Source organism: Paenibacillus thalictri, from assembly GCF_004307995.1.
Lineage (GTDB): Bacteria > Bacillota > Bacilli > Paenibacillales > NBRC-103111 > Paenibacillus_AF > Paenibacillus_AF thalictri.
The window spans coordinates 84965-111609 of the sequence record NZ_SIRE01000026.1 but is presented as its reverse complement, the minus strand read 5'-3'; the positions used below and the strand labels follow the sequence as shown (position 1 = coordinate 111609).

Here is a 26645-nt window from a genome sequence, read left to right as displayed (position 1 = left end):
ATTATGCTGATATTCCGACAGCCTTATGAGTCAGATGCATCATGTACACAAGGAACACCGCAAGCAGCGCGTAAGAAATTCCGAATTTCCAGCGGGAAGCGATAGGCACGTCGTAATAAGCGTCGTCTTCATATTTTTCATAATCGACTTGGCAGTGTACCGTAAGCCGCAGACCGTTTTCATGCTGCAAATGGTCGATCTTGATGACATGGACCCGCTTTATGGTGCCTTGCTCCGGCAAGGTCAGCCGGCCTTCAAGCTGCATATTTTCCCAGTAAATCAGCACATCTTGTCTGCCATCCTCCAGATCGCAGTAGGTCGTAAAATCAAGCTGCCGTTTGTGCTCAGGACCGGGAATGAAGTATCCTTGGTCGATTAAGGGCTGAGCTTCGACCTGAATAGGCATGACGACCGCGCGAGGCTGGCCGTGATTGCGGTATTTGACGAACTTCTTGTACATATCCCAAGCAAACATCAGCCAGATGATAATGAGGATAATGTTAGGCATAAAATAAATGACAACCAATCCTCCAACTAACCCTACGACCCACATCCATCGTGAAACCGCCACCACGATTCGTCCGCCGTCCAAAGGATTGATAGGTAGCATGTTTATTAGATTCAGAAAAAAGCCTACGTAAGCAAGGGAATATAACAATGGATGATTCCAAACAAGAGCCGCGGCAAATACAGCTAGTGCGCACATTGATCCCACCAACGGACCTCCAAACGCAATATACGCTTCCGTAACAGCATCCCGCGGATTACGTTTCATATTAGTCAGCGCCCCGAGAAAAGGAATAAAAAATATTCCCGAAACCGGCAGTCCCTTGCGTTTCGCCGCAATAACATGCCCCAGCTCATGCCCCAAAATCAACAGCACAAAACCGACGGCAAAGCCGAATGGAAATAAAATGGCATACGCTCCCACAGTAACCAGCATGGAAAGCACAGCTCCGCCGGCCTTACCCAATTTTAGAAGCGGCAGCAGCGCTTTTGCCTTAGCCAGCACGAAGGCGCCTGCAGCGCCGAACAGCCAAAGCGGATTTTTCTTTTTACCCGTCGATTGTTGTCTCAACTGCTTCCAACCTCCCCAAGATAAGCCCTTTAGGCGATTTATACAATCGCCAGGGCTTCACCTGCCTTTATTGCTTAAGTAGCAGCTGAGCCGCCCCATACTTGCTCGAATTGCTCTTCTTTAAACCCGACCGTCACTTTCGCTCCGTCGGTGACAACCGGACGTTTAATCAAACGGCCGTTTCCGGACAAAAGCTCAAGTTGTTCGTCTTCGCTCATCGCAGCAAGCTTATCTTTCAGCCCCATTTCCTTATACACCTCTCCCGAGGTGTTAAACCACTTGCGCAGATCCAGCCCGCTCCGCGAGACAAGCTGCTTCAGTTCTTCCTTGGAGGGCGGCTGTTCGAAAATCGGTACCGTCTCCACGTCGATCCCTTTGTTTTTCAGCCATTTCAAGCTGTTGCGGCACGTACCGCATTTGGCATATTCATACACCTTGACCGTCATTATATATACGCTCCTTCTGTTCCAACAGATTCAAACATTGCTGCATATCTTCCGGCAAGCCGGCGGTAAATTCAACCGCGCGGTTCAGTCCCGGATGGGTAAACGCCAGCCGCGCGGCGTGCAGCGCCTGACGTTCCATTGTAAGTCCCGCCAATTCTCCGGCTTCCGCCGCTTCTCCCTTATACATCTTGTCTCCGACAAGCGGATGTCCCAGGTGCTGCATGTGCACGCGGATTTGATGCGTTCTCCCGGTTTCCAGACGCAGGCCGGCCAGCGTCGCTCCCGGAAACCTCCGCAACACGCGGTAATGCGTCACGGACGGATATCCATCCGGAGTCACGATGCGGATATGAGGCTGGAGCGGATCGCGGTCGATCGGCTCATTCACCGTCCCCGCATCTTGTTCGATCACTCCGTACACCAGCGCGGCGTATTCCTTATCCACTGCTCCCGCTTGCATCTGCTCCGATACCTGCTGGTGCACGTAAGGATTTTTAGCGATCGCCAGCACCCCCGACGTCTCCTGATCCAGCCGGTGGATCGGTCGAAACCGGAAACGCCCCTCCATCCGCTGCCAGTGAAACACAACGGCATTCGCGATCGTCCCGACATAATGCCCGTGTGTAGGATGCACAATCATCCCTGCCGGCTTATTTACGATCAACAGATGATCGTCTTCAAAAATAATATCAAGCGGCAGATCCTGCGGCATAATATCGTCCGACTGCTCCTGCTCCATCCGGATCTCCACCAGATCGCCGGCCATCACCTTCACGTCGATATATTTGCGCACGCCGTTAACCGTGATGCCTTGCTCCGTCAGTTTTATTCGGGAAAGCAGCTTTCTCGACACATGAAGCCTTTTTTGCAAAATGGTGCGCAGCACAAAACCTTCTTCTTCTTGAGGTACTACATAGGCTAGCGGTTCATAATAATTCATGAGCGGTTTTTGAACACCTCGCCGCTGCGTTCGTAAGCAACATCCTCCACGCCGTCGCGAAAATTGGCAAGCCGCGCGGCGGTAAACAGAAAGTCCGACAAACGGTTCAAATATTTGCGTACTTCGTTGTTGATTTCCTGTGATTTGGCCAACGTGACGACATGCCGCTCAGCGCGGCGGCAGACGGTCCGGCACACATGCAGCGCAGAAGAAGCTTGGGTCCCTCCGGGGAGAATAAACCGGGTAATATCCGGCGTCTCTGCATCGTACCGGTCAATCCACTGTTCCAGACGGCTTGTCATATCCGCATTGACTTTATACGGACGGCCCTCCTGCTGCTTTAATGAAGCCAGGTCTGCGCCGCAGTCAAACAACTCGTGTTGGATGTAGAGCAGATCATCAGCCAAATCTCCATATTTCCCGCGGTCCAAACCGCTGATCGCCACACCGATAAAACTGTTCAGTTCATCAACGGTGCCGTATGCTTCCACACGCGCATCGTCCTTATCGACTCTGCCTCCGATCACGGCAGTTTGCCCGCCATCCCCGGTCCGAGTATAAATTTTCATTATATTAACCTCCCAAATTCAGGAGTCCGTAGGACGTTTGAACTTTGGTGGTTTTTTATTCATATTGGTAGTTGGAGGGTAAGGGAATGGCATGGAAAGTTCACGTCCGCTTTGAAAACTGTGTTTTTACCGCAAAGTCAATTCAAAAAAACACGGTTTTCATTGGCGGTGGAATGTCATCCCTTTCCCGTAATTACCACATTCATGAATAAAAAACCACTATTTTTTCGCTCCTACAGACTCCTAGAAGAAAACCCTCTATGCCTTCGCATCAAGGCCCGGCATAGAGGGTAAATGTAACTTGCTTATTTCTGGGCGATCATTTTCATCACCTGAAGCGACTTTTCTTTGTCTTTGGCATTCGCAGGAATAAAAGCGACAAGATCTTTGCCGTTCAGCTTAAGGTCGGTCATCAGCTTGACTTTTTCCAATGGGATGCCATACAGATGCTTCTCGGTTTTTCCATTTTCCCCCGCCTCTTGCACACCTTCCGGGAAATCTTCCGCTTTCGCCACATTGTCCAGCGATACGCAGCCGTTCTGCTTTACCATTACCAGAAACTGCTCGTTAGGAATAATGATAATGCCGTTGTCTCCCGCCGCGATTTCTACGACCAGCTTTTCCATTGAAAATAGGGGCACCGTATTGATTTTGACCGTAGGTTTTTCCCCCAGCTTGCCCTGCAGAGAGGCCTGAATCTTATCTCCTACATCGCTGGAAATACCATTTGTCGACATCATAAATATAGGCACGTCCGCTTGCGGCCCGCCGCAGCCCGCGAGTAATACGATAAGCATTACGGCGACCAACCATTTCGCTCTCATGTGTCCATTTCTCCTTTGGCAGACGTCTTTACCCTATCATACCAAAAAAAAGCCCGCCAAAAAAGAGACAGCACCGTTTGAGACACGGCGTGCATAACACAGCAGCAGCCCGGCTCCATAACTGGCGCCGGGCTGCGGTTCTTTCGAGGCTGCTTCAGCAGTCCTCCGTTCTGCGGTTATACTCGTTGATCTTCTCGTCAAGCTGCTTGCTCAGCTGGACAACTTCAGGCGAGCTGAGCATCGTTTCATCCTGTACCAGCTGCTCCAGCTTATTGCGCAATTCATATATCTCTTCTTCCAAAGAAAGGATAGACGGAGGATTATTCTGCGCTTTAGCGTGCCATTGTATCTTATCATTCGACTCGCGAATCCAAAACAACTTCTTCAATCGAGTCAGCCGATATTCCGGAAAAGCCATACCATTTCCTCCCAAAGCCGATCATAAAGAATACAGGCTGAACTAGCATTAAGCAAATATGCCTAGTTCTATCTTTTAAGATAACAGGTTTTGGCGAAAAAGAGAATCGCTTATTTTGTCGAATTTTACATTTTTACCAGGAAATTTCCTATCCGATCCAACGCCTCGATCAATTGGGTTACGGAAGTCGCATAAGAACAACGGACGAAGCCTTCGCCGCCTTTACCGAAAACATTCCCCGGTACGACAGCAACTTTCGCCTCGAACAGCAGCCGCTGCGCGAATTCCTCCGAACTCAGTCCCGTTGACTCAACGGAAGGAAACGCATAAAATGCACCTTGAGGTTCATGACAAGTAAGACCTATGTCGCGGAACCCTTTAACTACAAGACGGCGGCGCTGGTTATACGATTCCATCATCTTGTCTTTTTCTTCCATGCCGTTCTTCAGCGCTTCAAGCGCGGCAACCTGACCCATGGAAGGTGCGCACATCACCGTATATTGGTGAATTTTCAGCATCGCTTGGATCAGATCGCGGTGGCCGCATGCGTAACCCATACGCCAGCCGGTCATCGCAAACGCCTTGGAAAAGCCGCTGACCAGAATCGTCCGGTCCTTCATCCCCGGTACGGAAGCGAAGCTGACATGCTTTTGCTCATAGGTAAGCTCGGCGTAAATCTCGTCGGAAATAACGACTAGATCATGCTCCTGAACAACTTTGGCAATCGGCAGCCAGTCCTCGTAGGTCATAATGCCGCCGGTCGGGTTGCTCGGATAACACAAGATCAGCACCTTCGACTTCGGCGTAATCGCCGCTTTAAGAGCTTCCGCAGTCAGTTTAAAATTGTCCTTGGCGAACGTTTCGATGCCAACCGGCACGCCGCCGCCGATCGTTGTAATTGGCGAATACGATATGTAGCACGGCTCGGGAATTAAAATTTCATCCCCCGGTACGATAAGCGCACGCAGTGCCAAGTCAATGGCTTCGCTGCCGCCTACCGTAACCAGAATTTCATCGGCAGGTTCATACGGAGTATGGAACGATTCGTACAAATATTCGGCAATCGCTTCGCGAAGCTCGGGCATCCCGGCATTTGGCGTGTATTTCGTATTTCCCCGCTCCAGCGAATATACGCAAGCTTCGCGCACATGCCATGGCGTCGAGAAGTCCGGTTCACCTACACCTAGCGAGATAATATCTTTACTGCCGCTGACAAGGTCAAAAAATTTACGAATACCCGAAGGCGGAATTTCGCGCACAAGCGGACTTAAGTATTGCGACATGGACGTATTGTTAATGCCAGCCGTCGGCTGGTTGATTGGCTGCTGTTTCAACATGAGCTTATCACCCTTTACGGAGAGATCAGCATCCGGTGATCATCCTCGTGATCCTCGAAGACAATGCCGTCCTGCTTGTATTTTTTCAAAATAAAGTTCGTTCTTGTAGAAAGCACCCGGTCGATCGGCGACAGCTTGTTGGACACAAAAGATGCCACTTCCTTTAATGTCTTGCCTTCGATTTCGACGAGCAAATCGTAGGAACCGGACATCAAATAAACCGATCTCACCTCAGGGTACAAATAAATCCGTTCGGCGATCGCATCAAAACCCCTGCCCCGCTCGGGAGTGATCTGAACTTCAATCAGCGCGGTTACTCGTTCGCTGTCTACCTTAGCCCAGTTAATGACCGTAGCGTATTTCACGATCACATGCTCGTCTTCGAGCTCCTTGATCGCCTTCGCCACTTCCGCTTCCGATTCGCCGAGCATCGTCGCAATCAGCTCCGGGGATCTGCGCGCATCCTCCTTTAGCAGGTCGGTAATTTTCGATTTGAATTCATCCATAACTTGCGCCTCCTGGAATGACACGTTTTTTCGTTTATACTCCATATTACAACGAAATTTCCTGTCATGCAAAGAGATAAATGGCATAAACTTGTATATCCTATGATTTTCCAGGACGAAACAAAAGCGAACAAAAAGAAAAAAGGAGCCTGGATAAAGGCCCCTTATGGTTATCTCACGGCGGCTGCAATAAACCGGTGCCCTCCGCTTGGGCTCCACCAGCGCCCGTTACCCGAATTGACAAGCCGCTTTCAAAAGTTTTTTGATGTTCTGCTCGACCTCTCTTTGACGGTATGAGCTGCTGACAGCGATATCCATCAAAGGTTTCTGCACATCCCGCTCCTTCATTGTCCCTATTCCAATCAAGTCTTCTTGGTCGTAAGCTGCAATCACACATTGACTGGTGCATAAGCTGGCATACTGCAAAGCGCCGGAATCGCTGTTCTGCTCGCCGATTTCCCCGATAAACCGCTGATACATCACTTGTTCTGGCACTTCGTTCTGATAAGCAATTTTCATAAATGGACCATCCTCCGGAACTATTCTATACAAATAATTATACATATTTGCGAATTTTTATGCAACAAATTTTGTGGCGATAACCTCAGCAAACTAAAAAAACGCCCTACAGCAGTAGAGCGCTTCGTCAGTAATATTTGAATTAAAAAATGTCCATGCTTAAATACCGTTCCCCGGTATCCGGCGCTATGCACAACACCCGCTTGCCTTTTCCGAGCTTGCGGGCTACCTGCAGACCTGTCCATACGGATGCGCCCGATGACGGTCCAACCAGAATCCCTTCCTGCTTGGCAAGCTGCCGGGTCGTTTCCAGCGCATCTTCATCGCTGACTTGAACGATTTCGTCATACACGCTTGTATTCAGAATTTGCGGCACAAACCCCGGACTTGTTCCGACCAGCTTATGCGGCCCCGGACTGCCCCCGGATAAAACGGGAGAACCTTTCGGTTCGACCACATAAATCTGGATGCCCGGAATTTTCTCCCGCAGCACTTCGCCGGTTCCCGTGATCGTGCCGCCGGTACCGGAAGTCGCTACAAACGCGTCGAGGCGTCCCTCCGTCTGTTCGATAATTTCCAGCGCCGTGGTCACACGGTGAATATCCGGATTGGCCTTATTCTCGAATTGTTGGGGGATAAAGCTGCCGGGAATTTGCTCTCTCAGCTCGATCGCCTTGCGAATAGCCCCAGGCATCCGTTCAGCGGCCGGCGTCAGCACCACTTCGGCTCCGTATGCTTTTAAAATATTGATGCGCTCTTTGGTCATATTGTCCGGCATCACCAGAATCGCCCTATATCCTTTGGCTGCTGCATTCATGGCAAGTCCGATGCCGGTATTGCCGCTTGTCGGCTCGATAATCGTCGCCCCTGGCTTTAGCTGCCCGTCTATTTCCGCTTGCACAATGAGATTAAAAGCCGCTCTATCTTTCACGCTGCCGCTTGGATTAAAATATTCCAGCTTCACGTACAACTCAGCGTCATTCTCGCCTACCAGACGCCGTACACGCACCGCAGGAGTATTTCCTATCAATTCGGTTACGCTGTTTACCATTTTACGTTCCAACCCGCTGCACGCCCCTTTTCATTTTTACCGTTAGTATAAGTCCGGATCCTGTCCACATCATTTTATTACGAGTGTTTGATTTGTCAAGAATGGGAAATAATTTTTAAAATGCCGGAAGGAATTTCACTTAAAAAGGCGAATGTATATTCGTATTCCTTTTACATTAATTCATTGGAGGTGCTTTGCAACGATGTTTAGCAAACTGTCCGATTTTGAACAAAGCTGGCAAAACGAAGCCATATCCACCCAGAAAGTTTTTGAAGGATTAACCGATGCATCGCTGAATCAAAAAGTGTCGCCTGAAGGCCGCACGTTGGGCGAAATCGCATGGCACATCGTAACAACACTCGACGAGATGGTCTCCCGCACCGGGCTGGAATTCGAAGCGCCGCGTCACGATTCCGCGGTACCTTCCACCGCCAAGGAGATCGCCGACGGATATCGCCAAGGCAGCGCCAACCTGATTCTAGCGATCAACTCGCAATGGACCGACGCCACGCTTGGAGAGCTGCGCGAAATGTACGGCGAGCAATGGCCGATCGGCTTGACCTTGAATGTGCTGATCTTGCACCAAGCGCATCACCGCGGCCAAATTACCGTCTTAATGCGCCAAGCTGGTCTCCGAGTGCCGGGTGTATACGGACCTTCCCGCGAGGAATGGTCCGAGTTCGGCATGCAGGCGCCGGCATATTAATTCCGGCTGGAGCTTTGCAGCCGTCATCAGACCAAACCCGGCAAAGTCTTGAACTAGGCCGGGTTTGTGGCTTTTTGACTTACTTGCGCGTATCTTCCTGCCGAGACTGCAAAGCGGGCTGCCGCAGCTGCTTTCGCATGAAGAAAGCGGCGATCAGCGGCGAACTGCCGATGGCCAGCAGCAGCCAGTTCATAGCCGCCGGAGAGGAAGTCCGCATAATGACCAAGGTAAACACCAAGGTACCCAGCAGCCGGCCGGCGTTTAGCCCAAGCTCGCGCATGACGATGTATTCTTCGCGTTGCTTCGCACTTTCCTCGAACCGGCCGATTAAATCAAATACGGTCGACGTCATAGGGATGGTGTACAACGGAAAAAATATCGCCACTCCGATACCGAATATAAGCAGTGTCGTATAATCGACTTTCCAAAAAAACGGCAGAATGACGGTAACCATCGCTATGGCCCCGATCGGCATCGACCATTTGCGCCAGCTTGGCTTCAGCAGCTTTCCGCATAACCAGAAAGCCAGCAGCGCCACCGCAGACGTAATCAGCGAGAAATTGCCGATTTTCATTTCCGTTCCCGTCGAGATATAGACAAGCAGCGCAATAATAAAACCAAATACGCCTTCCCTAATTCCTTGGGCCATCAGCGCCAGCCATACCTTGCGCCATTCCGTATCCTTCTGCTTGAGGCAGCGGATGGTCAGCAGCCATTCGTAATGACCTGCGGCTTTTCGCTTTTTTAAGAAAAAGCTGCATATCATCGCAATAAGGAACGTAACGAGCGAGAGCGTAAATATAAGCCGGTAACCGTTCACCGCTTCCATTCGAACGATCAGAATGCCCGATACCCAAGGCGCAATCATCCCTGCCAAGGAACCAAGCAATCCGGCCCAGCCGTTGAATTTGTCGCGATTGTCAGGATCGGTCACCTCGAAGTACACAACATTAAACGCCAACCAGAAGAAACCGGCGGACATCCCTTGAACGATCCCCAGCAGCGGGTAATAATCGGCCGCGGACGCCCCCAATACAAGCACCAGCAAATAGAACAACGCCGATATGCCGACACCGGCCCGAAGGCAGTTCATTTTGTTGTGTTCTTTGACCCATTTGCCGGCTAACCAGAACGTCAGCGCCATCGTCAAATGATGAATCAGCGTAAACCAGCCGATAACCGCATAATCATGACGGGCTTTCCACAAGTAGACGTTCACGAATGTTCCGGACAATGCATTGCCGACGGCAACAAGGCCGTGTACAGTGAGCAGCAGCATCGATTGGCCGGTCAACGAGCCGCTGCCTTTGGAACGATGGTCCGTTGAATCGCGAGTTTCTTCCTGATCCCTCTCCTTGAACATCTGCCGTATACTTTGATTCGAAGAACGTTGTTTAGTATTTGTGCTCATAAGCCACCTGATTTATGGAATGTTAATGGGCGATCCCTTATAACCTTCCCCAAGCGGCGAAAAACATGAGGTAAAAACCAACAAAGGATACTATTGCCAGCTTCAGGCACAGTACCCTTTGTCGCATAACTAGACAGATTTTAGTGTGTCGATCATGGCCGTGCGGGCTTCCTCGGACAACATTTGCTCGACCTTAAAGCAGGTCGGGCATACATAATGTTTGATCGTAAAAGGCGCCTGAAGCAGCGGTTTGGCGATCAACGCATGCACAGCCGGAGTAAACGTACCCGCGGCAATCACTTGCGAGCCGGCCAGGAGCATATATTCATGGCATGACGTACATTCCGGCGTTTCCTCTTGTTCGTCAAGAAGCCGCTGCACCGTTTCCTCGTAAGCAAAAATATCCTCGTCATCCAGCAGCTCGTCTTCCTCTTCGTCGTCGTCTTCATCGAAGGAAACCGGCTGACCGGTCTGCTTCACCGTCAGATTGATGCTGCGGTACTCTCCCAGCTCGTTATAGCAGTGGGGGCAATTTTCTTCGGGACCGATTTCAGGGTCCCATACAATTTCCGTGTGGCACCAAGGACATACGGTATCACGTTCAGTTTCCATTGAAGCTCCCTCCGGAAGATCGACAAAAGCCTGATCTTTGGCTTGAAGGCCGCTGAACAAGCGAATGCTGCATGAGCAAATCATACTTACGAGTCGCCGATTGTCCCCAATTTTCTTGATTTGTACCTGCTTAAGGCAGATGAAATTCGGGTAAAAGGCGAACGCCGGCGCTTCTCCAGCATGATTTCGCTCATTCCGCTGCTTGTTCAGTGGCCCCTGGCTTATGCCTCGGGACAGACCTTTCTCTACGCATATTTAATAAAATAATATACACCCCAACCCAAAAAAACAAGCGCAAGCAAAAATAAAGTTCCCCATAAATACTTCATGTCACACTGGCACCTACCACATACGAAAGCGATACCGAAATAACCATAGACAGAAAGCCAACCGCGCGGTTATCTTGTTGAATCTGCTCGTCAATTTTGAAATAAGGCGTTAGAAACTCAAATATAAAATAAGCGATCAGCAGCAGAACGAAGCCGTAGCCTGCCCAAATGAGCGACTGGAGAATCGAATCGTTGTTCAGAATCGCAAAGCGGAACAAATTGCAAATCCCGAAAATTTTTCCTCCCGTCGCCATCGCCACAGACAGATTGCCTTTTTTAATTTCTTCCCAGTCGTTATATTTGGTAACTAACTCAAAAATGGTCAAGAAAATAATCAGCGCAAGCACTGCAATAGAGAAAAAAGCCAGTGTTTCGATATACGGATTCGCAAGCATTTGATCCACCTCTTCGTTCAAACATCATCCCTGCCTTTATTCAGTTCGGGTCCTCACGGACCGCAGAACGTTTCCATTTTGCGCCAAACGGCTCAGGAGACTGAAGTGTGGGCCTCAGTCTCCTGTATTCAACCATATTCAACTGTTGTTTAGGACTGTTTTTTCTCAGCCAGCTTTGCTTTCATAGCGGCGAGCTCATCGTCAACCCCGTCGTTTTTACCGAGCTGTTCGAGCTCATCGTCCAAGGTGCGGCTGGAAGAGCGAAGTTCCTTGCTTGCTTCCGCTTCAGCTTCCATCTGCAGCACCTTTTGCGACATGCGGTCAAAACCTTTAGCCGCATTGTCGGTACCGAATCCGGACATCGCCTGGTTGATTTGCTTTTGCGCTTTTGCCGCTTCGGCACGGGCAACCAGCGTTTCTTTCTTCAGCTTCATTTTGTGGAATTCGTCTTTCATTTCTTGAAGCTGTTTGCGCAGTTGATCTGCATTGGTCTTCGCGATGTCGTACTGCTGCTTCATTTCATCATAACGCTGCTGATGTTCTTTCTTATCCTGCAGCGCGCGGCGGGCAAGCTCTTCGTTGTTTTGCTCGAGCGCCTTCATCGCCTGCTCGGTACGGCGGTTCACCATGTCTTGAGCTTCTTCAACCTGCTGCTGGAATTTCTTCTCAACGGCGATTTGCTTGGCTACCGCAACTTCGGCTTCCTGAATGTCCTCTTCCATGTCCAGCAAAAATTGATTCAGCATTTTCACCGGGTCTTCCGCTTTGTCCAGCAAATCGTTGATCGATGCCATTGTCAAATCGCGCAATCTTTTAAAAATACCCATGTGTCAAATCCTCCCTAATTATGAAAGATGTAATTGTTTTTGCGACTTCATGAATATGTCTGTTGTTGTCCCCTGGGGTTACACAAGTAAATACGTTAAAAATCAACCGGAGTTTCAAAAAAATTTTCAAAGCGGCAAATTATTTTAGCTCCACCACGGTAACGCCAATTCCGCCTTCGTTATAATTGCCGACCCGATAGCTCTTGATATGTTTATGCTTCCGTAAATATTCCTGAATTCCCGAGCGCAGAATGCCGGTGCCTTTACCGTGAATAATATACACCTGGCCAAAATTAGCCAGGAACGATTCATCCAAAAACCGGTCTACTTCAATCAGCGCATCCTCCAGGTTGGCTCCGCGCAGATCAAGCTCCATCCGCGCATTATCGTCCCTTGTCCGCTTGAGTGTCGAAGATGCCTTCGGAGGCTGCTGTTTTTTGGCGGCGGTAGCTTGTTTGATTAGCTCCAGGTTCGCCTTCTCCACCTTCATCTTCATAATCCCGAGTTGTACCGTTACTTCATGCTCGCTGACGATGTCGACGACATGGCCTTTTTGTCCGAGGTTGGTTACCAGCACCTCGTCGCCGGGCTCAATGCGGTCGGCTTTCTTCTTCTGCTGCTTCGCCGATTTGTCGCGCAGCTCAGGCACTGCTTGATCCAATTTCCTGCGGGCTGCGATCAGCTCATGTTCCTTCACGTTGCCGGCCGCCTCGCGCTGCAATCTGCGCAGCTCGGTAATGACCTCTTCCGCTTCCCGCCGCGCCTTGGCTACAGCTTCCTTGGCGTCTCGCTCCGCCTTCTCCAGCAGTTTGTCGCGCTGGTCGCGGAATTTCTGCCGTTCTGTCTCCAGCTCGCGGCGCAATGTTTCCACCTGAAGCCTTAGCTGTTCGGCGGTATGCCGCTCAGCTTCCGTAGTCAGCCGGTTCTCCTCGAGTGTGGCGATCATAGACTCCACACGTTGATCCTCTTCGCCGACTTGGCCGCGGGCATGCTCGATGATGGTCCGCGACAAACCAAGCCGCTGCGCGATGGCAAACGCGTTACTGCGGCCAGGAACGCCAACGAGCAGCCGGTAGGTTGGTCTTAACGTTTGTACGTCAAATTCCATGCTGGCGTTAATAACCCCTTGACGTTCATAAGCATAGGCTTTCAGCTCGCTGTAATGGGTCGTCGCAACGATGCGGCAGCCCATCTTGTGAATGTATTCCAGCAAGGCGATTGCAAGCGCCGATCCTTCCGCCGGGTCGGTCCCTGCGCCAAGCTCGTCGAGCAGCACAAGCGATTTCGGCGTCATCTCGCGAAGGATACGGATGATGTTGGTCATGTGGCTGGAAAATGTACTCAGGCTTTGCTCGATGCTTTGCTCATCCCCGATGTCGGCATAAATGGCGTCGAAGACGCACAGCTGGCTGCCTTCTTCCGCCGGAACAAACAGCCCCGACATCGCCATCAGCGAAAGTAGCCCGATACATTTGAGCGATACCGTTTTCCCCCCCGTATTCGGGCCGGTTACGATAATCGTGCTGTATTGGTTGCCCAGCTCGATATCCAGCGGAACAACCTTCTCCGGCGAAATCAACGGATGACGGCCCCGTTTTATTTTAATAAATCCACGGTCGTTTAACCGCGGCAGCGTAGCCTTTTGGTCGCGGGCAAGACAGGCCTTGGCGAAAATAAAATCCAGTTCGGCCAGCACTTCCACATTCATCAGCAGGTCTTCATGCACCTCTCCCACTTGAGCGGTGAGTTTGCGCAGTATTTTTTCCACTTCCGCCTGCTCTTTGAGCGACAGCTCGCGCAGCTTGTTGTTCAACTGGACAACGGACTCCGGTTCGATGAATAAGGTAGCGCCCGAAGCGGACTGATCGTGAATCATGCCGCCGAAGTGGCCGCGGTATTCCTGCTTGACCGGAATGACGTATCTGTCGTTGCGGATGGTCACCAAGTTGTCCTGCAGCATTTTTTGAATGGAAGGGGTGCGGACCATCTGCTCCAGCCTGTCTCTGGCCCGGGTTTCGTTGGTCTTTAGCTCCTGCCGGATGCGGGCTAGCTCGGGGCTTGCGCTGTCCAACACCTGGGCGTTCTCGTCGATGCACAGCTTGATGGCGTCCTCCACTTGCTTGTGGTCCGTCAGCCGTTCGGTTAAACCAAGCAGCAGCGGAATCTCATATTCCTCATGGGTCGAGGCCAAAAACTTGGCAAGCCGCCGGCCCCCCATGATCGTATTGGCAATATCAAGCAGTTCGGTCGTATTCAGCATACCTCCGATCCGGGCCCGATGGAGAGGCGCCTTAATGTCGCGGATGCCGCCGAACGGAGCGCCTCCTTTCAGCCTGTCTACGTTAGCCGCCTCGTCGGTTGCTTGCAGCCTTGTTTTCACTTCTTCAAAATCGCCGCTTGGCTTCAGATGCTCGGCAAGCTCCTTGCCAAGCGATGTTGCCGCATGATGGGCAAGTGTATGTAAAATGGCCGGAAAATCCAGCGTCGTTAATATTTTCGGGTCCAACCTTGAAACCTTCTCTCCTTGTCTTGTCATTGTCTATTATATCCAAAGGCTTAAAGATTAGCTATACAGTCGCCCGGCGAACAGGCAATCAATGGACAATATTGTTGCTTATAATCGTTTTTTCCGGTGGGATACTATGTCTTGTTAGCTGCACAAATACCGGAAAGCGAACAGGAGGAGCGTAATATGCATATTTTGGGACATATTGTCCGGTTCATCGTATCGGCGGTCGTGCTGATGATCGTAAGTTTTATCGTGCCTGCCTTTCAGGTCGGAGGATTTTGGAGCGCATTTTTCCTTGCTTTGGTAATTGCCGTTGCGGCTTATATTATTGAAGGCATCTTCGGTAGAAAAATCACTCCGTTTGGCCGCGGCATCGTTGGCTTTTTGACCAGCGCCCTGGTGATCTGGCTGGCTCAGTTTATCGTTACCGGAATGAAAACAAGCATCATCGGCGCCATCCTTGCCGCGTTGGTGATTGGCATTATCGACTTGTTTATCCCGGTAAAAACACCTTTTGAACAGTTTACCGACGATCGCAAGCGCAAATGACCGAAGTGGTAATGGAAAGTATGCGGAAGACCGGCACTCCTCTTGCAAGGGCTGCTGGTCTTTTCTCGCGTTGACATATACATCTAAGAAAAAATTACCGTGATTTGCTTCACAGTTCCAACGATTATTCACGAAGCCTTCATCGCTTTGTCAACGGTTCGTCACTGCAATATTCCCTCACAAGATGTATGATAAATACTGGAAACAATATTTATTATATCCGGAGGGGATTATACATGAAGAAATTAATGATGTTTGTTATGGCGGTTACTGTCGTCATCGCGTTGTCGGCGTGCGGCGGCAAAGAAGCTGCTCCTGCAAGTGGTTCCGCAGCCGGTGCGGCGGGCGGTTCGGCACAAGAGCTTAAACTGGAAGCAACGAACTTCCAGTTTGACAAAACAGAATACCATGTTAAAAAAGGACAGGATATCAAAGTCTCGCTCGACAACAAACAAGGCATGCACGCTGTTGAAATCAAAGGCCTTAACGTCAAGCTGGAGGGCGGCAAAAGCCAAACCTTCAAAGCAGACAAAGAAGGAACTTACGAAATCGTCTGTACCCTTCCTTGCGGTTCCGGCCACATCAATATGAAATCCAAGCTGATTGTGGAAGCATAACCATTACTGCACCGGCACTCAAGCCGGAGCTTGAATCAGCTCCATCATGGCAGAAGCCTCCAAGCTGCAACGTACATCACGTGGCGGGCTTGGAGGCTTCTTTTTTATACCGGAACGATATTGGATTCTGGTTGGCTTATGTCGTTTTTTCGTGTGCCTGGCGGGTCTGCCACATCTCATGAAGTTTGCCGGCGATGACCGGCGCTTCATTAATCACATACGGAGCCATGGTCGACCGCTTGAGAAATTGCTGTATCTGTTCGTTGGGAATAATCGTCATCACATTGACCGCTACCACAACAAGCACTATCGCCTCGATCAAACCAAGCGCGCTGCCCGCCGTTTTATTGATGCTTTTGATACCGGGGAGCGAAGTAAATACATGCAAGACTTTGCCGATGACCGCAAAAGCGATTTTGGTACCGAAAAATAATATTGCAAACGCGATTGCATTGGTCATGTATACATCCAAATTCAGACCTTTTACTACAAAATCGAGGTTCGGCGACGCCGCGGCGGACGGCATCGTCACCATCCGGCCGATGGCCGGAGCAAAATCGCCGTACCATTTGATCGCTACCACGTAGGCAATAAATAAACTGGCGATCGAGATCAGCTGGCTGATCAGCCCCCGGGTATACCCCAGCACCACTCCTAAAAGTACAGCTACCGCGATCGCCCAATCCAAACCATTCAGTTGATGTATGGTTTCCATCGATTATAAAAACCTCTGAGATATGGTGATAACATTCTGTGCAGCGTTAATTCTCATCGATCAGATTAATCCATTCATTGAATTCTTCCTGCAGTTTTTTGTATTCGTCTTGTAAGCTCTCATATTCGCCGGAAACTGCTCTTTCATGGGCCAGCAACTGCTCGCGCTGCTGCTGTTCCTGAATAAGCTGCTGCTGCAATTGCTGCTCGTTCTCGGTCAATTCGCGGACTTCCGAGTCCAGCCGGCGAATACGCTCATATGCCTCCTGAACGGTTTCGGCTTGTGTTTGTGTACGTTCACGTTCTTCGGCAAGCTCTTTATTCAGTTCAAGTATGCGCTCGGAGACCCGTTCCTGCTCGGCTTGCAGCTGAACCCGCTGCTGTTCCCAAGAAGCTTTCAGTCTCTCCAGCTCTTGACGCTGGCGCGCGTGCGCCGTTTCCCAATGCATGCTTTCGCTTTCCATCGCCTCGCGAAGACGAAGCGTTTCTTCTTCCAGCTTGCGCTTGGCCGCTTCCAGTTCCTCATTGGCTTCATAAAGCGCTGTGGTCTGTTGGTCGTTAGCGAGCTTGGCCGCTTCGTATTCACGCGTCGCCTGCTCCGCAGCCTCCCTAACCCGTGCGAGTTCCGCAGCATGCAGCTCGTTGGACTTCTCAAGCTCGACTCTTGTCTCCACCAATTCGACAGCATAGGCATCGCTCACGCGCTCCAACTGCAATTTGGCCTCCGATAACGCTGTTTCAAGCTGTTGAGACGCCTTGCGGTATCCTTCCAGCTCGTTTGCTTGTTGGGCGCGCAGATGTTCAAGCGCATCTGCCGTTTCCGCCAAAGCTGCCGCTTGCTCCGCCAGCGCCGATGCATGCTGTTTTTCCACAGCTTGCTTGGCTGCTTCTTGCTCGCGTGCGGTTTTTGCCGCTTCTTCGCGCAGCTGAGCCAATTCCTCTTCGTGCAGTTCCTGCATGAATTCCAGCTCGGCTTTGGCTTCCGTCAGCGCGGCGGCTTGTTTGGCAAGTTCCGCCGCTTGCTCGCGTGTTGCTTGCTCAGCCGCTGTGTGTGCTTGCGCCAGCTCATCTTCACGTTGCTTCAGCTCGGACTGAGCGGCGGCAAGCGCAGCGGTTTGCTCGGCGAGAAGGGCAATTTGCTCCGCAAGTGCAGCACTTTGCTCTTGGGCGGTTTGCTTCAGCTTATCTTGCTCGCCGATTGCCTGTTCCAAAGCTCTGCGAACTACAGCCAGCTCCGATCTGGATATATTCAATGCAGCAGCCTGCTCATCCAGCATTCGCTGCACTTCTTGGCGTTGCTCCTCCGCTTGCTCGGCATTTTGACGTGTTTGCTTCAGTTCATCGATATGAATTTCCAGCTGTGACTGCAGCTCCGCCAACGCCGTCGTATGCTCTGCGGCGAGGGCTGCACTGCGTTCCTGCGCTTCGCGCTGCTCAGCTTCACGAGCCGCCTGCTCCCGCTCATAAAGCTCGCGTAACCGTTCCAAATTCGCCTGCCCTTCGGATAATGCAGCAGCCTGCTTCTCAAGTTCAGCGCTTTGCTCCGCAGCAAGCCGCATTGCAGCTTCTCGTTCGTTTGCCGCTTGTTCCGCCGCTGCCCGGGTTTGCGCCAGCTCTTCTTCATGCAGCTCTTGCATAAATTCAAGTTCGGATTTGGTTTCATTTAAAACTGCCGTCTGGTCGGCCAACGCTTGCTGTACCGCTTTATAATCAAGTTCCGTCTGCTCGGCTTTTTGTTTTGCCGTCTCGAGTTCGCGTAATGTCCGCTCAGCCGTTTCGTGGGCAGCCGCCAATTCCAGCGCATGTTTCTCGCGCAACCGCTCCAGCTCTTCGGTTTGCTGTCCCAGAGTCAGCTCCAATTTCTCCTGCGATTCCAGAAGCGCGACGGCTTGCTCTTCTGCGTTCCGCAGCACCGCTTCCAGAGCGGTTTGTTCCTGCAAATGCAACCGCTGCGCTTCGGCCAACTCGCTAGTCATCGTCTCGCGAATACGCTCCAGCTCCGCTTGCGCCTCCGAAAGCGCTGCCGCATGACCCGCTGCGAGCGCCGCGCTGCGTTCCTGCGCCTCGCGCTGCTCCGCCTCACGCGCCAACTGCTCTTGTGCATGCAGCTCACGCGCAGCATTCAGCTCCGCCGCCATCGTGTCTCGAGTGCGTGTCAACTCCGCCTGCGCTGCCGCAAGGACCGCTGCTTGTTCCGCGAGCGCCGCAGCTTGCTCTTCAGCGGCCAGCTTCGCCGCCTCTTGTTCGCGCGCAGCTTGTTCCGCTGCCGAGCGGGCTTGCGCCAGCTCTTCTTCGCGCAGCTCCTGCAGGAACTCCAACTCTTCTTTTGTTTCCTTTAACGCCGCTGCCTGTTCCGCTAACGATTGCTGCAGCGACTTCAGCTCGCTTGCCGTTTGTTCGGCCGCTTGATGTGCTGCCGCTAATGCGGCTGCGTGCTCTTGACGAAGCCGCTCTTGCTCCTCGCCGTGCATACCTTGCAGCAGCTCCAGCTCCGCCTGCTTCTCCGCCAGCGCCGCCTCTTGCTCCGCGACGAGTGCCGCACTGCGTTCCTGCGCCAGTTCCAGCTCCGCCTGCTTCTCCGCTAGTGCCGCCGCGTGCTCCGCGGCGTATGCCGCACTGCGTTCCTGCGCCAGCTCCAGCTCCGCCTGCTTCTCCGCTAGCACCGCCGCGTGCTCCGCGGCGTGTACCGCGCTGCGTTCCTGCGCCTCGCGCTGTTCCGCTTCACGTTCGCGAGCGGTTTGCTCGGCTGCTTCACGCGCCGCCGCGAGTTCAGCAGCATGCCGCTTGATTACGCGCTCCAGCTCCTCCACGTGGAGTTCCTGCACTAGCTCCAGCTCCGCTTGCTTCTCCGCCAGCACCGCCGCGTGCTCCGCGGTGAGCGCCGCGCTGTGTTCCTGCGCCTCGCGCTGCTCCGCTTCACGTTCGCGAGCAGCTTGCTCTACCGCTTCACGCGCCGCCGCCAGTTCAGCGGCATGCCGCTTGATTACACGCTCCAGCTCCGCTCGCGTTTCCGCTAACGCTGCTTCCTGCTCCGCAATGAGCGCCTCGCCGCGTCCCTGCGCTTCGCGTTGTGCCGCCTGCTCCTGCGCATGCAGCTCACGCGCGGCACTCAGCTCCGCCGACAATGTCTCTCTGGTGGTTATCAGCTCCGCTTGCGCTGCCGCAAGGGCCGCTGCTTGTTCCGCCAGCGCAGCTCCCTGCTCTTCTGCAGCCTGCTTCGCCGCCTCTTGTTCGCGCGCCGCTTGTTCCGCTGCCGAGCGGGCTTGCGCCAATTCTTCTTCGCGAAGCTCCTGCAGGAACTCCAGCTCTTCTTTTGTTTCCTTTAACGCCGACGCCTGTTCCGCTGAGGACTGCTGCAACGACTTCAGCTCACTTGCCGCTTGCTCGGCCGCTTGATGCGCTGCCGCCAACACGGCTGCGTGCTCTTGACGAATCCGCTCTTGCTCTTCGCCGTGCAGGCCCTGCATCAGCTCCAACTCCGCATGCTTCTCCGCTAGCGCTGCCGCATGCTCCGCAGCAAGGGCCGCGCTGCGTTCCTGCGCCTCGCGTTGCGCCGTTTCCCGCTCGCGCACTGCTTGCTGCGCGGTTTCTTGCGCCGCTGCCAGCTCCACCGCATGCAGTTCACGCGCAGCACTCAGTTCCGCCGACATCGTGTCTTGAACACGCTTCAGTTCCGCCTGCGCTGCCGCAAGGGCTGCTGCTTGTTCCGCCAGCACCGCTCCTTGCTCTTCTGCAGCCTGCTTCGCCGCCTCTTGCTCGCGCATAGCTTGTTCCGCCGCCGAGCGGGCCTGCGCCAGCTCTTCTTCGCGGAGTTCCTGCAGGAACTCCAACTCTTCTTTTGTTTCCTTTAACGCCGACGCCTGTTCCGCCAACGACTGCTGCAGCGACTTCAGCTCGCTTGCCGCTTGTTCGGCCGCCTGATGCGCTTCCTCTAGCAGGGCCGCACGCTCTTGACGCGTCTGCTCCAGCTCTGTCTGCACTTCCGCTAGTGCGGCTGCACGCTCTTGACGCACCCGCTCCAGCTCCGCCTGCACTTCCGCTAACGCGGCTGCATGCTCCGCGGCGAGCGCCGCGCTGCGCTCCTGCGCCTCGCGTTGCGCCGCTTCCCGCTCACGCGCTGCTTGCTGCGCGGCTTCTTGCGCCGCTGCCAGCTCGGCCGCATGCTGCTCGCTTACGCGTTCCAGCTCCTCCGCGAGCAGGCTCTGCGCCAGCTCCAGCTCCACTCGCGTCTCCGCCAGCGCCGCCGCTTGCTCCTCCGACGCCAGCTGCATCGCTTCCCGCGCCGCCTGCTCTTGCGCGTGCGCTTCGCGTATCTGCTCCAGCTCCGCCTGCGCTTCCGCTAGCGCGGCTGCATGCTTCGCAGCGAGCGCCGCGCTGCGTTCCTGCGCCTCGCGTTGCGCCGCTTCCCGCTCGCGCATTGCTTGCTCCGCCGCTTCGCGTGCTGTCGCCAATGCAGCGGCCTGCTCATCCGTGACGCGCTGCACAGCCTCTTGAACCGCCTGCTCGGCTTCCTCGCGCGCCGCGGCAACTTCCGCCGTCAACGCATCGCGCGAACGGTTAAACTCCTGCTGGAATTCCGCCTTCTGCAGCTCCAGCTCTTGACGCAAATGGTCTTGCAATTGATCGATATCCCGCTGCAGCTTGAAAAATTCATCCGCCATATTGACAGCCGCCAACACCGCGATTCGCTGGGAATCAAGGCGATCGTTGCCACGGGCGATATGATGCATTTGCTCATTGACGTGAGCGGCGATTTTTTTCATGTAATGGGGGCTGTTGCTTGTACTGCCCACCAGCTTGTACTGAGTTCCGTATATATCGACGTTTAACCGAATTTTGTCTTCTGCGCTCACTTTAGGTCAGTACTCCCTTCTACCTCATGTCGGGGTAACGCTATTTTAGGGGTTGTTCAAAAATTCGTCTTTTGATCACGAAGCAAGCCGGGAAGCGAATTGGCATCGAATCTTGCGTTCACCTTCGAAGTCCGGTGCTCATGTAGGTTTTGCCTACATTCCGCTCCTCCTTCTTCAGCTTCTCGTAAACTTCCTGGTTGCATGGGCGAGCAATTCGCCGTCAGGCAAACGACCAGCCTCGGTGCTGAAAAGCCGACTTTTTGAACTCGCACTTTTACTAGAATTGTCCTTCTAACCTAATCATTTCGAAGGCCCGTCCCTTGAACAATTTTTGAAATAGGAAAAAAGGCCCTCCGTATCCATAGAGATTCGATACGGAAAGCCTCTTTTCCTGCTGTATGTTTACATAGTTTTGTCTATTTTCTGAGCTCCGCGCCAAATGCCGTTTCGATAGCTTCAACGACCTTGGCATGCAGTTCGCTGACCTCTTCGTCGGTCAAAGTGCGCTCCGGAGTCCGGTATACAAGCGAGAACGCAACGCTCTTTTTATCAGCTCCCAGACGTTCGCCGGTGTACAGGTCAAACACCCCGATCGACTCAAGCAAGCTGCCCGCCACTTCTTTGGCTTTTGCCGTAATGTCCGCTACAGGCACCGAAGTTCCCACGACAAGCGCCATATCGCGCCCGATGGACGGGTAACGCGGCAGCGCGGTATACGTGATGTTTCTGTTTGCTTGTTCCACAAGCGGCTGCAGTTCGATCTCGAACACATACGTGTCGTCCAAATCTTTTGTTTGCTGCAGCGCCGGATGAAGTTGTCCCAAGTACCCGAGCACTTTGCCGTCTAGACGAATCTCCGCCGTACGTCCCGGGTGGTACCCTTCCGGCTGAGCCGCCGCATACGTCACCCCGTTGATTCCGAGATAACCGACCACATTTTCCAGCACGCCTTTCAGGTCGTAAAAATCAACCGATCCGGCTTTGCCCGACCAATGCACGTCATGGCGTTTACCGGTAATCACCGCCGACAGCAGCAAGCGTTCCTCGGGCAGCTCGGTCAGGGCCGTTTGCTGTGTCAAAAATGCTTTGCCGATCTCGAACACCGCGACATCGTCTTGATTCCGGTTGCGGTTATAGCTGACCACATCAAGCAGATGCGGCACCAGGCTGGTGCGCAGCGTGCTGCGGTCTTCGCTCATCGGCATCGACAAGGCGACAGGATGGGTGCCTTTAAACGCCCCGGAAAATTCACTGATCGTATTCGGATGCGTAAACGTGTATGTCACGACCTCATGCAGACCGCTGGCCGTCAGCAGTTGTCTGGCAATGCGGCGCACCAGCTGCTCCTTGGTAAGCGAGCCGGGTGTAGTAACACCGCTCATCAGCGTTGTCGGAATATTATCGTAGCCGTACAGACGAGCCACTTCCTCAATCAAGTCCACAGCTCGGGTGATGTCGCCGCGCCGGCTTGGCACATGAACAGTCAATAGGCCATTCGTCTCTTCGCTAACGGAAAAATGCAGCCGTGCAAAAATTTGCTTCACTTCATCCACAGATAAAGCGGTGCCCAAATAATCGTTAATGCGGTCGGCCGTAATGGCGATCGACACCGGCTTGAACTGCTGCGTTGCCGCCTCCACAATACCTTCAGCCACTTGCCCCCCGGCATATTGCGCCATTAACGACGCCGCACGGTTCAGCGCAGGAATGACCGCCTCCGGGTTCACTTCCTTCTCAAAACGCAAGCTCGCTTCGGAACGAAGCCCCAGCTGGCGCGACGTTTTGCGCACGGAGCCGCCGTCAAATTTGGCCGATTCCAGCAAAATGCGCGTTGTGCTCTCTGTGACTTCGGAGTTCGCTCCGCCCATCACACCGGCGACAGCTACAGGTTTTGTGCCGTCCGTAATGAGCAGCATATGCGGTTCCAGCGTGCGCTCGACATCGTCCAGCGTGACCAGCTTTTCGTCCGGCAGCGCCATTCTCACGTCGATGCGCCCGTTTTCCAGCTTATCCGCGTCAAACGCATGAAGCGGTTGGCCGTATTCCAGCATCACATAGTTCGTGATGTCAACGATGTTGTTGATTGGGCGGATGCCCGCAGCCATCAGCCGGTTTTGCATCCAAAGCGGCGAAACGCCGATCTTTACGCCTTCGATCAGGCGGGCCGCATAATGCGAGCACTGCTCTTTTGCCGTGATCGATACGCCGATTTTGTCCGCAGCTTTCACGGAACTTCCGCTAAGTCCCGCTTCCGCATCGGGCAGTTTGACTTCGCGTCCGAGAATGGCGGCGATTTCGTAAGCCGCACCCAGCATGCTAAGTGCGTCCGAACGGTTCGGCGTCAGATCGAGATCCAACACCTCGTCGTTGATCGCCAGCACATCAAGAATGCTTTGGCCGACTTGCGTATCTTCCGGCAGCACCAGAATGCCTTCCTGGATTTCCTTCGGCAGCAACCTGTCATTTAAGCCAAGCTCCTTCGCCGAGCAAATCATGCCTTGCGATTCAACGCCGCGCAGCTTCGCGCGTTTGATTACCAGACCGTCCGGCAGCTTCGCGCCGACAAGCGCTACGGGCACCTTTTGGCCTGCCGCTACATTTTTCGCGCCGCAGACGATTTGCAAATCTTCGCCTTGGCCCGCGTCCACGATACAAACGCTCAGCTTATCCGCATCGGGATGTTTTTCCCGCGATTTCACATAACCAACAACGACGTTTACCACGCCTTTGTTGCGGCTTTCCACGATATCGACCTCAATGCCGCTGCGCGTCAGCTTTTCCGCCAGCTCAGCCGCCGTATATCCGTTAACGTCCACATATTGGGACAACCATAAATAAGATACTTTCATCGCTTCAACACTCCCCTCTCTTACAAATGAACGAACTGCTTCAAGAAACGAAGGTCATTCGTATAAAAATGACGAATATCTTCAATGCCGTATTTCAGCATCGCAATACGCTCGACGCCCATACCGAAAGCGAAACCGCTGTACACTTCAGGATCGTAACCGGCCATCTCCAGCACACGCGGATGCACCATACCGGAGCCCAAAATTTCCAGCCAGCCGGTTTGCTTGCACGTCCGGCAGCCGCTGCCACCGCACATCATACAGCTGACATCCACTTCGGCGCTTGGCTCCGTGAACGGGAAAAAGCTCGGACGCATGCGGATTTTCGTCTGCTTGCCGAACATCTCCTGCACGAATTGCAGCAAGGTGCCCTTCAGGTCGCTCATGCGGATATTGCGGTCGATAACAAGCCCTTCAATTTGCGTAAACATATGCGAATGGGTCGCATCGTCGTCATCGCGGCGGTACACTTTACCCGGGCAGATGATTTTGACCGGCACGGCGCCTTTCATTTTTTCCATCGTGCGCACCTGTACCGGGGACGTATGGGTTCTCATGAGAATTTCGTCGGTAATGTAAAACGAATCCTGCATGTCGCGGGCCGGATGGTTTTTCGGCAGGTTTAACGCTTCGAAGTTGTAGTAATCCTGCTCCACCTCGGGACCTTCGGACACCGTATAACCCATGCCGATAAAAATGTCCTCGATGTCCTGAATGACCTTCGTCAGCGGATGCAACGCGCCTTGCGCATTCAGTCTGCCCGGCAGCGTCACGTCAATCGTTTCCGCCTTCAGACGGTTTGCCGTTTCGGCTTGCTGATACGCAGCCTGCTTTGCTTCAATCACCTCTTCGATCGCAGCGCGCACATCGTTGGCGACCTGCCCGATGATCGGACGCTCTTCGGCGCTTAACGCGCCCATGCCGCGCAGCACTTCGGTGATCGGCCCTTTTTTGCCCAAATACTTGACCCGCAGTTCGGCGAGCTGCTGCTGGCTTTGGACTTGCTCCAGCTCACGCAGCGCCTCCTGCTTTAATGCTTCCAATTTGTCCTTCATGTTTTGACCTCCTTAAAGTTTTCCCTTTGGGAAAACTTTCTTCGTAAGCTTTGCTGAGCTTTTCCCTTGGGAAAAGCTTTCTTCGTAAGCGTGTACTAAGTTTTCCCTTTGGGAAAACTTGCTTCGTAAGCTTGTGTTGGGCTTTCCCTTTGTTCCTTGCGGTAAAACTTTTTGTGACCCTTGTTTAAAAATCCACGCAAAAAAACCTGCCCATCCCTCGGTAAGGGACGAACAAGCTCGCGGTACCACCCTTGTTAGAACCAATGCCCATTTATAAAGAATACTTATATCATAAGTATTCTCCCATAAAAATGAGCGGCCCGCTTACTGGCGGACAGGTCCTCACTTCATTGCCCATAACGGAAATGATTCCGGTTCCCCCTACTTGCCGGCGGCGTCGCCGCGGGTTCAAGGGACTGCTCGGGAGCGAACTTCGGCAGCCTGTTTCTGTGAAGCGGCTCTCAATCTCCGGCCGGCTTCTCCCTGTAAAGAGGCACTGCGTACTTTTCTCCGTCAACGCATTTGTCGCTATGCTAATTAAAAAGTATTATATGCAAACCACGTCAGGAATGCAAGCGGACTTTCATATTGGTTTCATATTGGTGCTGGGCAGTTGCTCTAGACAATGTTGTCTGGTTAATGATAAAAGCGACTCCAATTGTTATCACGCAATGACTTCAGATCGTTTGGATGGTTTCGGACCATTAACAATAGGGAGTTAATGGCTTTAACGCGATTAATTAGAGCAGATTGAGCAATTACGAGAGATTAAGTGTGTACACGTAATGTAGTGGAATAATCAGACCAATTTCTTATTTTTCCCATCACTTGTTGCGATATAAAAATCTGAATACTCCCATGGCTTGATACGAAAGACTACTAAGCTAATAGTCCGGCTAAATCAGCCATTTAATTGCCCTTTCCTAATTTAAGATTAAAAAAAGCCACCCTATTGTAGGTGACTTGTCTTTTCCTTTGTAGTTATTTACAATAAGCATTTATAATATCATTAATCTCATTTTTCGGAATATCTTCTCTATCTTTTTTGGAGTATATTGTTAAAAGGAAAATATCACTATCATTCTTCACCACATAATAAATTATACGATATCCATTGGATTTTCCAACATTCATATCAGAGTTTGCAGCTCTTACTTTATACGAACTTTCACCTTCAGGTAATTTCAAACCTGTGATTTCGTCTCCAATAAAGTTTCCGCTTTGTATCTCAGAGACAACCTTTGAGACATCATCATCAATATGTCTATACTTCTTCTTTATCTTATAGTATTCTATATCTCTTAGAAATACTGGTGTAGGAATAACATTATACAACATTGATTAATTATCCCTCTTCTGCTCCTTAATGTAATCCCACCATGATTTCTTAGGAAGTTTGCCTTCTCGCATGAGTTTCACTTGCTCTATGGATTCTTTAAGGGATTCAGCGGGAGTGTTCGGACGTTTCACTACAGAATTCATATTCTCACTCTCCTTGTCCATCACATATACACCTCCTAAAAGTTTACGC

24 protein-coding genes are annotated in these 26645 nt (G+C 52.4%); 3 read left to right on the top strand and 21 right to left on the bottom strand.

The features are described from left to right. Position 1: 1 nt before the first annotated feature. From EYB31_RS30625 to cysK, 10 genes are all read right to left on the bottom strand, one after another. Positions 2 to 1078 (bottom strand): metalloprotease, encoded by a 1077-nt coding sequence (locus tag EYB31_RS30625; protein ID WP_131017297.1) that lies wholly within the window; start codon positions 1076 to 1078, stop codon positions 2 to 4. A gap of 74 nt (positions 1079 to 1152) precedes the next feature. Next, positions 1153 to 1527, bottom strand: coding sequence for an arsenate reductase family protein (locus EYB31_RS30620; protein ID WP_170318287.1), 375 nt, complete (start codon positions 1525 to 1527; stop codon positions 1153 to 1155). Further along, positions 1505 to 2464 (bottom strand): RluA family pseudouridine synthase, encoded by a 960-nt coding sequence (locus tag EYB31_RS30615; RefSeq protein ID WP_131017295.1) that lies wholly within the window; start codon positions 2462 to 2464, stop codon positions 1505 to 1507. Before EYB31_RS30615 ends, EYB31_RS30620 begins: the two co-directional genes overlap by 23 nt. Beyond that, entirely contained in the window at positions 2461 to 3033 is a 573-nt protein-coding gene (locus EYB31_RS30610) for a cob(I)yrinic acid a,c-diamide adenosyltransferase (RefSeq protein WP_131017294.1), read from the bottom strand. The genes EYB31_RS30615 and EYB31_RS30610 overlap by 4 nt, the downstream gene beginning before the upstream one ends. A 305-nt stretch (positions 3034 to 3338) precedes the next feature. Continuing rightward, positions 3339 to 3857, bottom strand: a complete 519-nt coding sequence (locus EYB31_RS30605; RefSeq protein WP_131017293.1) for a hypothetical protein — start codon at positions 3855 to 3857, stop codon at positions 3339 to 3341. 154 nt (positions 3858 to 4011) lie between these two features. Beyond that, positions 4012 to 4275, bottom strand: a complete 264-nt coding sequence (locus tag EYB31_RS30600; RefSeq protein WP_131017292.1) for an aspartyl-phosphate phosphatase Spo0E family protein — start codon at positions 4273 to 4275, stop codon at positions 4012 to 4014. A gap of 125 nt (positions 4276 to 4400) precedes the next feature. Beyond that, a complete protein-coding gene (locus EYB31_RS30595) occupies positions 4401 to 5612 on the bottom strand; it encodes an aminotransferase class I/II-fold pyridoxal phosphate-dependent enzyme (protein WP_131017291.1) in 1212 nt (403 codons plus the stop codon). Between the two features lie 14 nt (positions 5613 to 5626). After that, complete coding sequence (locus EYB31_RS30590) at positions 5627 to 6118, bottom strand: Lrp/AsnC family transcriptional regulator (RefSeq protein WP_131017290.1); 492 nt, start codon at positions 6116 to 6118, stop codon at positions 5627 to 5629. Positions 6119 to 6346: 228 nt separating this feature from the next. Beyond that, positions 6347 to 6637: a hypothetical protein gene (locus EYB31_RS30585; RefSeq protein WP_131017289.1), complete on the bottom strand. Its 291-nt coding sequence runs from the start codon at positions 6635 to 6637 to the stop codon at positions 6347 to 6349. Between the two features lie 142 nt (positions 6638 to 6779). Next, positions 6780 to 7688: a cysteine synthase A gene (cysK, locus tag EYB31_RS30580; protein ID WP_206105510.1), complete on the bottom strand. Its 909-nt coding sequence runs from the start codon at positions 7686 to 7688 to the stop codon at positions 6780 to 6782. 202 nt (positions 7689 to 7890) lie between these two features. On the opposite strand from cysK, the gene EYB31_RS30575 reads away from it, so the two are divergent. Next, complete coding sequence (locus EYB31_RS30575) at positions 7891 to 8394, top strand: DinB family protein (RefSeq protein ID WP_131017287.1); 504 nt, start codon at positions 7891 to 7893, stop codon at positions 8392 to 8394. Positions 8395 to 8473: 79 nt separating this feature from the next. On the opposite strand, the gene EYB31_RS30570 is transcribed toward EYB31_RS30575, so the two are convergent. The 5 genes from EYB31_RS30570 to EYB31_RS30550 all read right to left on the bottom strand — a co-directional run bounded on the left by EYB31_RS30570 (position 8474) and on the right by EYB31_RS30550 (position 14474). Further along, a complete protein-coding gene (locus EYB31_RS30570) occupies positions 8474 to 9757 on the bottom strand; it encodes an MFS transporter (RefSeq protein WP_131017331.1) in 1284 nt (427 codons plus the stop codon). A gap of 177 nt (positions 9758 to 9934) precedes the next feature. Beyond that, positions 9935 to 10417: a hypothetical protein gene (locus EYB31_RS30565; RefSeq protein WP_131017286.1), complete on the bottom strand. Its 483-nt coding sequence runs from the start codon at positions 10415 to 10417 to the stop codon at positions 9935 to 9937. A 325-nt stretch (positions 10418 to 10742) separates the two neighbouring features. Continuing rightward, positions 10743 to 11141: a DUF350 domain-containing protein gene (locus EYB31_RS30560; protein ID WP_420819487.1), complete on the bottom strand. Its 399-nt coding sequence runs from the start codon at positions 11139 to 11141 to the stop codon at positions 10743 to 10745. A 149-nt stretch (positions 11142 to 11290) separates the two neighbouring features. Next, positions 11291 to 11968: a PspA/IM30 family protein gene (locus EYB31_RS30555; RefSeq protein ID WP_131017284.1), complete on the bottom strand. Its 678-nt coding sequence runs from the start codon at positions 11966 to 11968 to the stop codon at positions 11291 to 11293. Positions 11969 to 12107: 139 nt separating this feature from the next. Next, positions 12108 to 14474, bottom strand: a complete 2367-nt coding sequence (locus tag EYB31_RS30550; RefSeq protein ID WP_420819486.1) for an endonuclease MutS2 — start codon at positions 14472 to 14474, stop codon at positions 12108 to 12110. Between the two features lie 186 nt (positions 14475 to 14660). Between EYB31_RS30550 and EYB31_RS30545 the strand changes: the two genes are divergently transcribed. Together EYB31_RS30545 and EYB31_RS30540 are read left to right on the top strand one after the other, a co-directional pair. Then, positions 14661 to 15026 carry a phage holin family protein gene (locus tag EYB31_RS30545; protein ID WP_131017282.1) on the top strand — a complete coding sequence of 122 codons (366 nt, stop codon included), beginning with the start codon at positions 14661 to 14663 and terminating at the stop codon, positions 15024 to 15026. A gap of 236 nt (positions 15027 to 15262) precedes the next feature. Further along, positions 15263 to 15643 (top strand): cupredoxin domain-containing protein, encoded by a 381-nt coding sequence (locus EYB31_RS30540; RefSeq protein ID WP_131017281.1) that lies wholly within the window; start codon positions 15263 to 15265, stop codon positions 15641 to 15643. A gap of 136 nt (positions 15644 to 15779) precedes the next feature. On the opposite strand, the gene EYB31_RS30535 is transcribed toward EYB31_RS30540, so the two are convergent. The 6 genes from EYB31_RS30535 to EYB31_RS40435 form a co-directional block, all read right to left on the bottom strand. Further along, complete coding sequence (locus EYB31_RS30535) at positions 15780 to 16358, bottom strand: CvpA family protein (RefSeq protein WP_131017280.1); 579 nt, start codon at positions 16356 to 16358, stop codon at positions 15780 to 15782. A gap of 46 nt (positions 16359 to 16404) precedes the next feature. Then, positions 16405 to 21210, bottom strand: a complete 4806-nt coding sequence (locus tag EYB31_RS30530; RefSeq protein ID WP_131017279.1) for a cell division protein ZapA — start codon at positions 21208 to 21210, stop codon at positions 16405 to 16407. 416 nt (positions 21211 to 21626) lie between these two features. Next, the gene (pheT, locus tag EYB31_RS30525; protein WP_131017278.1) at positions 21627 to 24059 is read right to left on the bottom strand and encodes a phenylalanine--tRNA ligase subunit beta; all 2433 of its coding nucleotides are present in this window, start codon (positions 24057 to 24059) and stop codon (positions 21627 to 21629) included. A 20-nt stretch (positions 24060 to 24079) separates the two neighbouring features. Further along, on the bottom strand, positions 24080 to 25114 hold the full coding sequence (gene pheS, locus EYB31_RS30520) for a phenylalanine--tRNA ligase subunit alpha (protein ID WP_131017277.1): 1035 nt from the start codon (positions 25112 to 25114) through the stop codon (positions 24080 to 24082). 981 nt (positions 25115 to 26095) lie between these two features. Further along, entirely contained in the window at positions 26096 to 26452 is a 357-nt protein-coding gene (locus EYB31_RS30515; RefSeq protein ID WP_131017276.1) for a type II toxin-antitoxin system RelE/ParE family toxin, read from the bottom strand. A 3-nt stretch (positions 26453 to 26455) separates the two neighbouring features. Beyond that, positions 26456 to 26620, bottom strand: coding sequence for a hypothetical protein (locus tag EYB31_RS40435; RefSeq protein ID WP_165452703.1), 165 nt, complete (start codon positions 26618 to 26620; stop codon positions 26456 to 26458). Between the last annotated feature and the right edge of the window lie 25 nt (positions 26621 to 26645).